The sequence below is a fragment of the Rhizobium sp. TBD182 genome (genome assembly GCF_001950375.1).
In the GTDB taxonomy this organism is placed as follows: Bacteria; Pseudomonadota; Alphaproteobacteria; order Rhizobiales; family Rhizobiaceae; genus Agrobacterium; species Agrobacterium tumefaciens.
Window position 1 is genome coordinate 215,743 of sequence record NZ_BDLN01000007.1, and the last position, 13,036, is coordinate 228,778.

Annotated in this window: 9 protein-coding genes; 6 read left to right on the forward strand and 3 right to left on the reverse strand. The window is 60.2% G+C overall.

Annotated elements, in window-relative coordinates; genetic code table 11:
• Positions 1–10: 10 nt before the first annotated feature.
• Positions 11–1,342: a UDP-glucose dehydrogenase family protein gene (locus tag T18_RS20185; protein WP_035252640.1), complete on the reverse strand. Its 1,332-nt coding sequence runs from the start codon at positions 1,340–1,342 to the stop codon at positions 11–13.
• 376 nt (positions 1,343–1,718) lie between these two features.
• Here T18_RS20185 and T18_RS20190 point away from each other — a divergent pair, with 376 nt between their 5' ends.
• Together T18_RS20190 and T18_RS20195 are read left to right on the forward strand one after the other, a co-directional pair.
• Positions 1,719–2,606 carry a DMT family transporter gene (locus T18_RS20190; RefSeq protein WP_004432025.1) on the forward strand — a complete coding sequence of 296 codons (888 nt, stop codon included), beginning with the start codon at positions 1,719–1,721 and terminating at the stop codon, positions 2,604–2,606.
• A gap of 105 nt (positions 2,607–2,711) precedes the next feature.
• Positions 2,712–3,692, forward strand: coding sequence for a glutathione S-transferase family protein (locus T18_RS20195; protein ID WP_004432027.1), 981 nt, complete (start codon positions 2,712–2,714; stop codon positions 3,690–3,692).
• Positions 3,693–3,696: 4 nt separating this feature from the next.
• On the opposite strand, the gene T18_RS20200 is transcribed toward T18_RS20195, so the two are convergent.
• Positions 3,697–4,599, reverse strand: coding sequence for a LysR family transcriptional regulator (locus T18_RS20200; RefSeq protein ID WP_004432029.1), 903 nt, complete (start codon positions 4,597–4,599; stop codon positions 3,697–3,699).
• Positions 4,600–4,814: 215 nt separating this feature from the next.
• On the opposite strand from T18_RS20200, the gene T18_RS20205 reads away from it, so the two are divergent.
• From T18_RS20205 to T18_RS20220, 4 genes are all read left to right on the forward strand, one after another.
• Entirely contained in the window at positions 4,815–6,344 is a 1,530-nt protein-coding gene (locus tag T18_RS20205) for an aldehyde dehydrogenase family protein (RefSeq protein WP_038494700.1), read from the forward strand.
• A 257-nt stretch (positions 6,345–6,601) separates the two neighbouring features.
• The gene (locus T18_RS20210) at positions 6,602–7,555 is read left to right on the forward strand and encodes an aliphatic sulfonate ABC transporter substrate-binding protein (RefSeq protein ID WP_038494703.1); all 954 of its coding nucleotides are present in this window, start codon (positions 6,602–6,604) and stop codon (positions 7,553–7,555) included.
• A gap of 23 nt (positions 7,556–7,578) precedes the next feature.
• The gene (locus T18_RS20215; protein ID WP_004432039.1) at positions 7,579–8,358 is read left to right on the forward strand and encodes an ABC transporter permease subunit; all 780 of its coding nucleotides are present in this window, start codon (positions 7,579–7,581) and stop codon (positions 8,356–8,358) included.
• Between the two features lie 8 nt (positions 8,359–8,366).
• Complete coding sequence (locus T18_RS20220) at positions 8,367–9,194, forward strand: ABC transporter ATP-binding protein (protein WP_038494706.1); 828 nt, start codon at positions 8,367–8,369, stop codon at positions 9,192–9,194.
• Positions 9,195–9,237: 43 nt separating this feature from the next.
• On the opposite strand, the gene putA is transcribed toward T18_RS20220, so the two are convergent.
• Positions 9,238–12,924, reverse strand: coding sequence for a trifunctional transcriptional regulator/proline dehydrogenase/L-glutamate gamma-semialdehyde dehydrogenase (gene putA, locus T18_RS20225; protein WP_004432057.1), 3,687 nt, complete (start codon positions 12,922–12,924; stop codon positions 9,238–9,240).
• Positions 12,925–13,036 lie beyond the last annotated feature (112 nt).

Below are 13,036 nucleotides of genomic sequence, written 5' to 3' on the forward strand. Positions count from 1 at the left end.
GGCGAAACCGCTATTGGCCCTTGTCGGAACTGCTGTCGTGTGGGCGGCCAATGCCGGCATAAACGAAGCCGTGCCCGGTGACCTCGTCCGTGCGGTAGATATTGCGTAGATCCACCAGAACGGGGTTTTTCATGATGGCCTTCAGGCGCGGCAGATCGAGTGCGCGGAACTGGTTCCATTCCGTCACGATCACGACGGCATCGGCGCCTTCGGCAGCCTCGTAGGGGCCGCTTGCATAGTCGATATCCTCGATCACATGGCGGGCATTCACCATTCCCTCCGGATCGTAGCCGACCACCTTGGCGCCGCCGTCCTGGAGGGTCTGGATGATGGCAATCGCCGGGCTGTCGCGCATATCGTCGGTATTGGGCTTGAAGGTCAGGCCAAGGACCGCGATCTTCTTGCCGCGCACGTCGCCGCCCACCGCGTTGATGACCTTGCGGCCCATGGCGCGCTTGCGGTTGTCGTTGATGGCAATGGTGGTCTCGATCAGCCGCACAGGGGCGTCATAGTCCTGTGCGGTCTTGGCAAGCGCCAGCGTATCCTTGGGGAAACAGGAGCCGCCATAACCCGGACCGGCATGCAGGAACTTCGCGCCGATGCGGCCATCGAGGCCGATGCCGCGCGAAATATCCTGAACATTGGCGCCGACCTTTTCGCACAGATCCGCCATTTCGTTGATGAAGGTGATCTTCATCGCCAGAAAGGCGTTGGCGGCATATTTGATCAGTTCCGAAGTGCGCCTGGTGGTGAAGAGCAAAGGCGACTGGTTGAGATAGAGCGGACGGTAAACCTCCGTCATCACCGGGCGGGCGCGCTCGTCGGAAAGACCGACGACGATGCGGTCCGGTCGCTTGAAATCCTCGATGGCCGCGCCTTCCCGCAGAAATTCCGGGTTGGAAACCACGGCAAAATCGGCCGAAGGGTTTTCTTCGCGGATGATGCGTTCCACCTCGTCCCCCGTGCCGACGGGAACGGTGGACTTGGTGACGATGACGGTGAAGCCGTCAAGCGAATGGGCGATTTCTTTCGCCGCCGCATAGACATAACCGAGATCGGCGTGGCCGTCGCCGCGCCGCGAGGGCGTGCCGACCGCGATGAAGACGACGTCGGCATTGGCAACCGCGGAGGAGAGGTCGGTGGTGAAGCTCAATCGGCCCGCCTTGGCGTTGTTGGCAACGATGACCTCCAGACCCGGTTCGAAGATCGGGATATGGCCGCTTTTCAGCGCTTCGATCTTCTCCGGCATCTTGTCCACGCAGATCACGTCATGGCCGAAATCGGCAAAACACGCACCGGAAACAAGGCCGACATAACCGGCACCGATCATCACTATCCGCATTCTTCTTCCTTTCGGTTCGTGAGGCGATGTTCGCGCAGCAAGCTTCAGGCGAAATCAGCGGGTGCAATCACACCACATTGTTTAGCCGCCTTCACGCTTGCCGCCAAGCGCCACGATCAACACGGGCTAACCTCTTTCCGTGACGGTGATATGATGGCGTCGACGGGACAAATTTGCCGCACCTTGCGGCCATCTGCATCGATGCGGTCGGATCGGGTGTTTTTGCGGCTTTTGCGGCTTGCACTCATAGGTAGCCGGGTCTAGCCATAGGGTGAGGATCAAATCTGCCAGACTGTCTGTCCCTTAAGGGGCGTCCGGGTTGCTTTAAGCGGCCGGGGTGCGCTTTGCGTTGCGGTCGCTGTTCGGGGAAGTTCAAATGCAAAAGGGTTTTCTGCTCGGTCTGTTCGCTTATGCGACCTTTTCCCTGGGCGATGCCACGATCAAGTCGCTTGGATCACAGATCAGCGTTTTCGAGATCGGCTTTTTCAGCATCCTGTTTTCCGGCATCTTCATCTTCTTCAGCAAGCCGCGTGAGGAAAGGTGGCGTGAATTCTGGCGCATGAGCCGTCCGTTTGCGGTGCACGGGCGGGCGATTTCCGGCCTGTTCGCCGGTATTCTCGGTATCTATGCCTTCACCACCATTCCGCTGGCCGAAGCCTATGCGCTGATCTTTCTCTCACCGTTGTTTGTGACAGTGCTGTCGGCTGTCGTATTGAAGGAAGATATAGGGCCATGGCGCTGGGCGGCCGTTCTGGCCGGCATCGTCGGTGTTCTGCTCGTCGTGCGGCCCGGCTTCAAGGCGCTGGAACTCGGGCACGTCGCAGCCATCGGTGTCGCATTCCTGGCGGCGATGACCATCGTGCTGCTCCGCTCGCTTGCGGGCAAGGAGAAGCGCACCTCGATAATGGGCGTGCTTTTGGTCTACGGCCTCACCTTCAACGGCATTGCCTCGATTCCCGAGTTCGTCATGCCCAATCTGCACCAGTTCGCCGCCTTTGCCTTCATCGGCCTCTGCACGGCGACGGGACAGATAACGCTGCTCGTCGCAACACGTATCGCGCCGGCCAGCCAGATTGCACCCTCGCATTATTCTCAGATCCTCTGGGCCGTGGCGATCGGCATGACTTTCTTCCACGAATATCCGGATGCGATCGCGGTGCTTGGGCTGGGTGTCATCGCCGCATCGGGACTTCTGACGATGATCCGCGAAAGGGTCAGGCTCGGCACAGTTCGCTGGAATCCGTTTTTCCGCAATCGGCTTTGAAGTCATCCATCGATCGGCAACAGTGCGTCAACCGAAGCGCGGCTTGTGGGGTGGGTGCAGACGGCCCCATAAGCTTTTCATCGATAGATGAATGGAGAGCCCAAAATGCTCGTGGATGGAAAGTGGACCGCCGAATGGCACCCGGTGCAGGCGACCGACAAGAAGGGTGGTTTCGTTCGCCAGACATCCGGCTTCCGCAACTGGGTAACGTCTGATGGTTCAGCAGGCCCGACGGGAGAGGGCGGTTTCAAGGCCGAGGCTGGGCGCTATCATCTCTATGTCGCGCTGATTTGTCCATGGGCCTCACGCACGCTGATCGGTCGCAAGCTCAAGAAGCTCGAGGATGTCATTTCGGTCTCAATTGTGGAGCCGGCGCTCTCCGACGAGGGTTGGAAATTCGGCGATTATCCAGGTTCGGATCGCGACGGGCTGAACGGCTTCGCTTATATGCACGAAGCCTATACCAGCGCCGATCCGCATTATACCGGCCGTGCCACCGTTCCGGTTCTTTGGGACAAGAAGACGAAAACCATCGTCAACAACGAATCCGCCGACATTCTCCGCATGCTGAATTCCGGTTTCGGCGATCTGGCCGATAACGGCATCGATCTTTATCCGGAAGATCTGCGGGACGCGATTGATGCGCTCAACGACCATATCTATCCCCGCCTCAACAACGGTGTCTACAGAACCGGTTTTGCCACCACCCAGCTTGCCTATGAGGAAGCCTTTGCCGACGTCTTCGCGACACTTCAGGAACTTGAAACTCGCCTGGCATCAGGCGGTCCCTTCCTCTTCGGCGATCGCCTGACGGAAACGGATGTCAGGCTTTTCGTGACGCTGGTGCGTTTCGATGCCGCCTATTACGGCCTCTTCAAGTGCAACCTTCGCCGCATTGCCGACTACCGGGCCCTGCAGGCCTATATGATGCGGGTGCTAAACATTCCGGGCGTGCGTGACACGGTCAATATCGACCACATCAAGCGCGGTTATTATTCGATCAAGGCGCTCAATCCGACCCGGATCGTGCCGGTCGGCCCCGATCTGCCGGGGCTTGACGAGGTTTCCATCGGCGGCACTGTGTGAATATCTAGGCCGGCTTGCCGACCTGATCGAGAAGCCATGCCTGGAAGGCGCGGGCAAGGACATTGTCCTGCCGCCCTTCCGGCAGGGCAACATAATAGCTCTTGTCGGTTTGCAGTGGAATGTCGAAGACGATTTCGAGACGGCCGGAGACGAGTTCCGCCTCGATCAGATATTTCGGCAGAAGGGCAAAGCCAATGCCGCTTATGGCTGCTTCAATGATCATCGAAAACTGGTCGAAACGGCTGCCTCTATAGGCATTCTCCGCCGTTACCCCATTCATCTCCAGCCACTCAGTCCATAGTTTCGGCCGTGTGGTCACGTGCAGCAACGGTTGTCGGTTAAAATCCTCCGGCTCTCTCATTCCCGCGCGCTGAAGCAGAGCGGGGCTGGCGACCGGCACGATCACTTCGTTGCATAAAAAGGTGCAGGTGCCGTGCGCCCAGACCGGCTGGCCGTAATGGATGGCGAGGTCGAAACCTTCCTCATCGAAATCGAAAGGGTGCGAGCGCGAGCCGATGGTGATGGTCATTTCCGGGTTGGCGTCGATGAAGCGGTGCAGACGCGGCATCAGCCAGCGGCTGCCGAAGGTTGGCAGGGTGGCGACGGAAAGTGATGCATGAGATGTTCCGGCCGAGACCGCGCGCACCATCAGCTGTTCGGATTGCTGCAACAGGCGCCGCACGTCTGGCAGGAATTTGCGACCCGCTTCCGACAGGACGACGCGCCGGCGGATGCGTTCGAAAAGCTGCATTCCGGTCTGCGCCTCGAGTTCGCCGATCTGCCGGCTGACCGCACTTTGCGTGAGGTTGAGTTCTTCCGCCGCACGGGTAAAATTCCCATGCCTTGCGGCACACTCGAATGCTTGCAGGGTTACGATATCAGGGACCAGTCTTCTGCGCGGATCCATACCATTCTCGCATCAACTTACCCGCTTTCCTCATTGGAAAAGGGTCATTATGGCCATATATGATTACGGGAAAGAATGGAATGGTGTTTTGCCGGCTTCGACGGAGGCGCCGTTTCACAAAATGATAAATTCGGGGAAAGAACAGCGACGGGAGTTGAAAGCGCCGTATCAAAAACGGCCTTTCCTCCCCTTTGAGCCAAAAAGGATAATTTGACATGGATGCGACCACGAAGCTTGACGTGAAACAGGAAGCCGCGGCCCTGCTCGACAGAATGGGCGTCGCCCGCGATCTTTATAACGGCGGCGATATGGCGTCGTTCAGCCCGGTAACGGGTGAACAGATCGCAAGCCTCAAGACCATTTCGGTCGAGGGTGTCGCAGCCGTGGTCGACAAGGCCGATGCCGCCTTCAAGATTTGGCGCAACGTGCCTGCTCCGCGCCGTGGCGAACTGATCCGGCTTCTGGGCGAAGAACTGCGCTCCTTCAAGGCAGATCTCGGTCGGCTCGTCTCGCTGGAAGCGGGCAAGGTCCCGTCCGAAGGTCTCGGCGAAGTGCAGGAGATGATCGATATCTGCGATTTCGCGGTCGGCTTGTCCCGCCAGCTTTACGGCCTCACCATCGCCACCGAACGCCCCGGCCACCGTATGATGGAAACCTGGCATCCGCTCGGCGTTGTCGGCGTTATCTCCGCTTTCAATTTTCCGGTCGCGGTCTGGTCGTGGAACGCGGCACTCGCGCTAGTCTGCGGCAATTCGGTGGTCTGGAAGCCATCTGAAAAGACCCCGCTGACGGCACTTGCGGTTCAGGGCATCTTCGAACGTGCCGTAGCCCGTTTTGGCGATGCGCCGGAAGGGCTGTCGCAGCTTCTGATCGGCGACCGCGCCGTTGGTGAAGCATTGGTGGACAACCCCAAGGTTCCCCTGGTTTCTGCAACCGGTTCCACCCGCATGGGCCGCGATGTCGGCCCGCGTCTGGCGAAGCGCTTCGCCCGCGCCATTCTGGAACTGGGCGGCAACAATGCCGGCATCGTCTGCCCGTCTGCCGATCTCGACATGGCGCTGCGCGCCATTGCCTTCGGCGCCATGGGCACGGCCGGCCAGCGCTGCACCACGCTTCGCCGTCTCTTCGTGCATGACAGTGTTTACGACCAGCTCGTGCCGCGTCTGAAAAAGGCCTACGCCTCCGTATCCGTCGGCAATCCGCTCGAAACATCGGCGCTTGTCGGACCGCTGGTGGACAAGGCGGCTTTCGACGGCATGCAGAAGGCGCTCGAAGCGGCCAAGGCGCATGACGGCGTGGTGAATGGCGGCGGGCGAGTGGATACGGGTGCGCCGGATGCCTATTATGTAAAGCCGGCACTTGTCGAAATGCCTGAACAGGCGGGGCCGGTGTTGGAAGAGACCTTCGCGCCGATCCTTTATGTGATGAAGTACAGCGATCTCGATCAGGCGATTGACGCGCATAACGCCGTTGCCGCTGGTCTGTCGTCGTCGATCTTCACCCGCGACATTCAGGAATCGGAACGTTTCCTGTCTTCGGAAGGCTCGGATTGCGGCATCGCCAACGTCAATATCGGAACCTCGGGCGCGGAAATCGGCGGCGCATTCGGTGGTGAAAAGGAAACCGGCGGTGGCCGCGAATCTGGTTCGGATGCATGGAAGGCCTATATGCGCCGCGCCACCAACACCATCAACTACTCCAAGGCGCTGCCTTTGGCGCAGGGCGTTTCCTTCGATATCGAGTAAATCGCTTCGCAAGTTTGCGCGTTCGATAGCGATATTGATCCATCATGCCGGTGCGGCCAGTCCGCACCGGCATTCGTCTGTTAAGCAGGCTTGGTAATGCCTCCTGCGATGATTTGCGGGAAAGAGGCGTCTCTGCGGAATTTTATTCCCGCAATATCGCTGATATTGAATTATCCTCTCTCTATCGTTTTCATCGAAAACCCTAGCATTGCTCCATATCGCAAACCGGCCCCAGGGGTCGGCGACAAGGAGCTAAAATGCCAGCCATTACCCGTCGTGCCCTCTCCGCCAGTTTTCTTGTTGTCGCTGCATTGTCCGTTCTGCCCTTGCAGGCGCAGGCGGCGGAAGAGCTGAAGATCGGTTATCAGAAAACCGGCCTGCCGGTGATCGCGAGGCAACAGGGCGTCATCGAAAAGGCGCTTGAGGCCAAGGGCGTCAAGGTTTCGTGGGTCGAATTCACCGCAGGCCCACCGCTGGTGGAGGCCTTGAATGTTGGCTCCATCAATGTCGGCTGGACGGGCGATGCGCCGCCAATCTTCGGTCAGGCGGCCGGTTCGGCCATCGTTTACGTTGCGGCTCTTCCCTCGAACGGTAAGGGTGAGGCGATCTTCACCAAGCCCGAGAGCGGTATAAAGTCGGTTGCCGATCTGAAGGGCAAAAAGGTCGGCGTCGGCAAGGGCACAAGCGCCCACAATCTGCTGGTGGCGGCAATTGAGAAGAACGGCCTGAAATTTAGCGATATCGACGTGGTCTATCTCAGCCCTGCTGACGCGGCGGCAGCCTTTGCCAGCGACAAGATCGACGCCTGGGCCGTCTGGGATCCGTTCTATGCAATTGCCGAGACCCGCTATAAGCCCGTCACTCTGGCCCGCACCAGCGAGGTTCTCAACGTGAGCACCTATTTCCTCGCCAACCGCGACTATGCCAAATCCCATGCCGACACCATCAATATCACGCTTGATGCCCTGGGCGAGGCGGCCAAATGGTCCGCCGCCAACCGCGACAAGGTTGCGGCAGCCCTGCATGAGGTGACAGGTGTACCGCTGGAAGCGCAGACGCTGGCTGCGAACCGTTCGGAATTCGGTATTTCGAAAATCGATGACAAGATCATTGCCAGCCAGCAGGAAACTGCCGACCGCTTTTATCGCCTGGGCCTGATCCCTAAGCAGATCAGCATCAAGGATGCCGTCTGGTCAGGCGCCACCAACTGATCCCGGATACGGAGGGCTTCGCGATGAGCATCAGAAGGCGTATCGAGGCTGGAAGCATCACGGGCTGGTTGCTTCCTGCCATCATTCTTGCCGGCTGGGAGCTTGCTGCCCGCGTCGGTCTCATTTCGGCAAACGTCCTGCCGGCTCCCTCTGCCGTCGCGGAAGCCTTCTGGCGGCTTTTGCTTTCAGGGGAACTCATCGCCAATATCGGTGTCAGCTCCGCTCGCGCTCTGGCCGGTTTCGCCGTTGGCGGCGCGATTGGTTTCATCTTCGGGCTGGCCAACGGACTGTCGCGGTTTTCCCGCAGCTTTACCGACACGACGCTGCAGATGATCCGCAACATCCCGCATCTGGCGCTCATTCCGCTCGTCATCCTCTGGTTCGGCATCGACGAGGAGGCAAAGCTTTTCCTCGTGGCACTCGGAGTGTTTTTCCCCATCTACATCAACACGCTGCTCGGCATTCAGGGGGTCGATCCGCAACTGGTGGAGATGGGGCGTACCTATGGCATGTCGCCCTTCACCCTGTTCCGGCGAGTGATCCTGCCCGGCGCGCTGCCGTCCATTTTCACCGGCCTGCGTTATGCGCTCGGCATCATGTGGCTGACGCTTATCGTGGCGGAAACAATTTCCTCCTCTTCCGGCCTCGGCTACATGGCCATGCAGGCGCGCGAGTTCCTGCTGATCGATGTCGTCGTGCTGTCGATCCTTATTTACGCGCTTCTTGGCAAGCTGGCGGACAGTTTCGCCCGCTTCCTCGAAAGCATCTTCCTGCAGTGGCATCCAGCCTTCAAGAAAGTCTGAGGTAACCCATGTCGACCAGCAATGTTACGACGTTGAGACGCCCCGATGCCCCATCATCCTCCCCTTCCGGGGCAGAGACCAAGGTTGAACAGCGCGGCAAGCAGAACGACAGCAAGGTCGCTTTCAGCTTCCGCAATGTGACAAAGACCTTTGGCGATAAACCGGTTCTGCGCGGCATCGATCTCGATGTGCGGGAAGGCGAGTTTCTGGCTATTATCGGCAAGAGTGGATGCGGCAAGAGCACGCTTCTGCGTATCTTGGCCGGTCTTGATGCGCCCACAAGCGGCACCGTTTCGAAAGACGCATCGAGCCGCACTCGCATGATGTTTCAGGAGCCGCGCCTTCTGCCATGGGAGCGCATCGCAAACAATGCATCCGTGGGCCTGACCGGCATCGCCAAAGGTGAGGCGGCGAACGAGCAGGCGCTTGCCATTCTCGAAGAGGTTGGGCTAAAGGACCGGGCGGGCGAGTGGCCCTATGTCCTGTCTGGAGGCCAGAAGCAGCGCGTGGCGCTGGCACGCGCGCTGGTGGCGCATCCGCAAATTCTGGCGCTGGATGAACCCCTCGGGGCGCTAGATGCGCTCACCCGCATCGAAATGCAGCTTCTGCTGGAGCGCATCTGGCGCAAGCAGAAATTCACCGCCGTTCTCGTTACGCACGATGTTTCGGAAGCCGTCGCACTTGCAGACCGCATCGTCGTGATTGATGAGGGGCGCATCGCCCTTGATCTCGATGTGAAACTGCCGCGTCCGCGCCGACACGGCACCCCGGAATTCGCGCGGCTTGAAGAGCAGGTTCTGAACCAGCTTTTCGGTCGTGGTGAAATCGGTGGGTGATGTGATGGACCGGCAGGGTCGAGACCCTGCCGGAACCAGATAATCAGCCGATGCTCATCAGGCTGGCATTGCCGCCGGCAGCCGTTGTGTTGACGCTGACGGAGACTTCTTCCACCAGCCAGTCGAGATTGTAGGGCTGGGTTTCACGGTCAAGCGCTTCCGTCGTGGCGGCCTGAACCAGAACCAGAGGACCGGGCAGGGCGGCGATTTTCTTGTTGATCGCAACGACACGTTCCGCATCGCCCTCGATCAGCGCGCCGGCGAACGGTGCGGATTTTTCCCAGCTGTCAGCCCATGTGATGCGCGAGGTGACGGTTGCCGGCAATCCGTAGATCGACTTTTCCAGCCCCGACGCATTATCGATAACGACCGAGTTGCCGGTGGCAAGCGCTGCCGCAAGCTGGCGATAGAGCCCTTGCTCCGTGGCCGGAATAAGCAGCACCTTGCCGCGCGGATGCAGCGCATAGACGTTGCGTTCGCCGACTGGGCCTGCCAGTTCGGTTTCGAAACCGAGGCCGGATAGGGCTGCGGCCTGTCTTGCGGCTTCGGCTGCAACGCTCTGGCCGTTTTCATCCAGCCAGCGGGCGAGATCGACAGCCGCCTGGTCCTGCTGGCTGGCAACGCGGTCGATCTTCGGCGCGGTTTGTGTGACGCGGCCGAGATAGAGCGGACCGCCCGCCTTGGGGCCGGTGCCGGAGAGGCCTCGCCCGCCAAAGGGCTGGACGCCGACCACGGCGCCGATGATGTTGCGGTTCACATAGAGATTACCGGCCGCGACGCGCGACAGGACATGCTGGATGGTATCGTCAAGACGCGTATGCAGGCCGAAGGTCAGGCCATAGCCGGTGGCGTTGATCTCGTCGATCAGCCGGTCGAGATTGTCGCGCTTGAACCGGATGACGTGCAGCACCGGCCCGAAGACCTCTTTCTTAAGATCGGCGAGCGATTTCATCTCGATGATTGTCGGTGGCACGAAGGTGCCCTTGCCGGTTTCGCCGGCAAGCGAAATCTGCTCGATCCGGTGGCCGAGTGCGCGCATGCTGTCAACGTGTTTTTCGATGATGCCTTTAGCTTCAGCGGTGATCACGGGGCCGACATCGACGGAAAGGCTATCGGTGCGCCCGATGCGCAATTCGTGCAGCGCGCCCTTCAGCATCGTCAGGGTTCGGTCGGCCACATCTTCCTGCAGGCAGAGAATGCGAAGCGCCGAGCAACGCTGGCCGGCACTGTCGAAGGCAGAGGCGATGACGTCGGCGACGACCTGCTCGGCAAGCGCTGAGGAATCGACGATCATGGCGTTCTGGCCGCCGGTCTCGGCAATCAGGGGAACGGGCTGGCCGTTTGCGAGAACCCGGCCTGCGAGTTGACCCTGGATGAGCCGCGCCACTTCAGTGGATCCGGTGAACATCACACCCGCCGTGAGCGCTGAGCCGACTAGTGCCGCACCGGTCTTGCCGTCACCTGGCAGAAGCTGCACGGCGTCCTGCGGAACGCCTGCCTCATGCAGCAGGCGTACCCCCTGCGCGGCGATCAACGGGGTTTCTTCGGCGGGCTTTGCCAGTACCGGATTACCGGCAACCAGTGCTGCCGTTACCTGGCCGATGAAGATGGCAAGCGGGAAGTTCCACGGGCTGATGCAGACGACCGGGCCGAGCGGTGTCTCGTTGGCCTTGAAGGTCTTCCGGGCTTCCGCTGCGTAATAACGCAGGAAGTCAATCGCTTCGCGCACCTCGGCAATGGCGTTCGGCATGGATTTTCCGGCCTCGCGCATGATGAGGCCAAGCAGGGCCGGCATTTCGGCCTGCATCCGGTCGGCAGCGCGCTCCAGGCAGGCGGCGCGCTCCTCGACCGGCGTGGAAGACCAGTTGGAGGCTGCGGCCCGTTGCATTGCCGCTTCGACATCGGCCTCTGTCGGTTCGGTTACATAACCGACGACATCATTGTGGTCGCCGGGATTGAGGACCGGGCGTGTCTTTCCGCCTGCATGCGGTGCTGCGGCTTTCCATTCCGTCGTCGCACCTGCCTTAAGGACGTTGTCCAGCGCGGCAAGTGCCGTTTCATTCGAAAGATCGAGGCCGGCGGAATTTGCCCGTTCGGGGCCGAAGAGACCAGCGGGTGCAGCAATGCGGTCGTGCCGTGCGCCGGGAACGGGGTAAGCCTTGACCACGGTGACCGGATCTTCCAGCAGGGAAGCCACCGGCACGGCGGGATCTGCTATGCGGTTGACGAAGGAGGAGTTCGCGCCGTTTTCCAGCAGACGGCGGACGAGATAGGCAAGCAGCGTCTCGTGGGTGCCAACAGGCGCATAAAAGCGGCAGGGACGATCGAGCTTTTTCTTGCCGACGACTTCGCTGTAAAGCGGTTCGCCCATGCCGTGCAGGCACTGGAACTCGTAATCACCGAGTTTGAAGTCCGGACCAGCGAGATGGTAGATGGTAGCCATGGACTGGGCGTTGTGGGTCGCAAATTGCGGGAACACGACGTCACGCGCGGCAAGCAGCTTGCGGGCGCAGGCGATATAGGAGACATCCGTGTGCACTTTGCGGGTGAAGACCGGGAAGTCTTCCAGCCCGTCCACCTGTGCGCGCTTGATCTCCGCATCCCAGTAGGCGCCCTTGACAAGACGCACCATGATGCGGCGACCGGCACGTTGGGCGAGATCGATGATGTAGTCGAGAACAAAGGGGCAGCGGCGGCCATAGGCCTGCACAACGAAGCCTAGGCCGTTCCAACCGGCAAGATCCTTGTCGAGCGCCAGTTCCTCCAGAAGATCGAGCGACAGTTCCAGCCGGTCGGCTTCCTCGGCGTCAATGTTGAGGCCGATATCGTATTTCTTGCTGAGCAGCATCAGGGATTTCACACGCGGCAGAAGCTCCGCCATTACCCGCTCTGCCTGCACACGGGCATAACGCGGATGCAGGGCCGAAAGCTTGATGGAAATTCCGGGGCCACCATAGATGCCACGCCCGGCGGAGGCCTTGCCAATGGCGTGGATCGCGTTTTCGTAGTCCTTGTAATAACGCTCCGCATCCTTGGCGGTGGTCGCCGCTTCGCCGAGCATGTCGTAGGAATATTGGAAACCCTGTTCCTCCAGCGGTTTCGAGCGCTTGATCGCTTCCCCAATCGTTTCGCCGGTCACGAATTGCTCGCCCATCATGCGCATCGCCATATCGACGCCGCGGCGAATGACGGGTTCGCCAGCCCTGGCGATCAGCTTGGTCAGCGCCGCCGAAAGGCCGCTGTCATTGACCGTCGAGGTCAGCTTGCCGGTGATGACAAGACCCCAGGTTGCGGCGTTGACGAACAGCGAGCGCCCGCCGCCGATGTGGGACTTCCAGTCGCCGCGGGCGATCTTGTCGCGGATCAGCGCGTCGCGGGTGGCGGTGTCGGGAATGCGCAGCAGTGCTTCGGCAAGGCACATCAGGGCCACGCCCTCATGGCTGGAGAGCGAATATTCCTGCACCAGCCCCTCGACGCCGGTGCCTTTCGTCTTGGCGCGCAACGCCTCGATCAGCTTGGTTGCCGTGGTGCGAATGGCTGCGGCCTGCTCGGGCGTGACGGTCGCAGCATCGATCAGAGGCGCCAGGCACTCTTCCTCTGGGCGGCGGTAAGCGGCGGTAATTGCTTTGCGCAACGGGCTCTGCTCGCGCACGGGCGGTGCAAAATTCTGGAAAATACCGTTCACCGTCTGCTGCGGGTTTACATCGGCTTTGCTTGCACCATCGGCCATTCTGAAAATCCTGAAAAAGCTGTTGAAGACAGACTGTCAGCGGCAGCGTGTCCTCCGCTCGCCGCTTGTCATTCTGCTGTGTACAATATCATTGCCGTAAAAATTGCTATGG

What these genes read in the sequence shown, in the direction of transcription:
- T18_RS20200 (WP_004432029.1), bottom strand. Translation starts at nt 4,599, where the DNA reads ATGGATCCGCGCAGAAGACTGGTCCCTGATATCGTAACCCTGCAAGCA.
- T18_RS20185 (WP_035252640.1), bottom strand. Translation starts at nt 1,342, where the DNA reads ATGCGGATAGTGATGATCGGTGCCGGTTATGTCGGCCTTGTTTCCGGT.
- T18_RS20195 (WP_004432027.1), top strand. Translation starts at nt 2,712, where the DNA reads ATGCTCGTGGATGGAAAGTGGACCGCCGAATGGCACCCGGTGCAGGCG.
- T18_RS20190 (WP_004432025.1), top strand. Translation starts at nt 1,719, where the DNA reads ATGCAAAAGGGTTTTCTGCTCGGTCTGTTCGCTTATGCGACCTTTTCC.
- T18_RS20220 (WP_038494706.1), top strand. Translation starts at nt 8,367, where the DNA reads ATGTCGACCAGCAATGTTACGACGTTGAGACGCCCCGATGCCCCATCA.
- T18_RS20210 (WP_038494703.1), top strand. Translation starts at nt 6,602, where the DNA reads ATGCCAGCCATTACCCGTCGTGCCCTCTCCGCCAGTTTTCTTGTTGTC.
- T18_RS20215 (WP_004432039.1), top strand. Translation starts at nt 7,579, where the DNA reads ATGAGCATCAGAAGGCGTATCGAGGCTGGAAGCATCACGGGCTGGTTG.
- T18_RS20205 (WP_038494700.1), top strand. Translation starts at nt 4,815, where the DNA reads ATGGATGCGACCACGAAGCTTGACGTGAAACAGGAAGCCGCGGCCCTG.
- putA (WP_004432057.1), bottom strand. Translation starts at nt 12,924, where the DNA reads ATGGCCGATGGTGCAAGCAAAGCCGATGTAAACCCGCAGCAGACGGTG.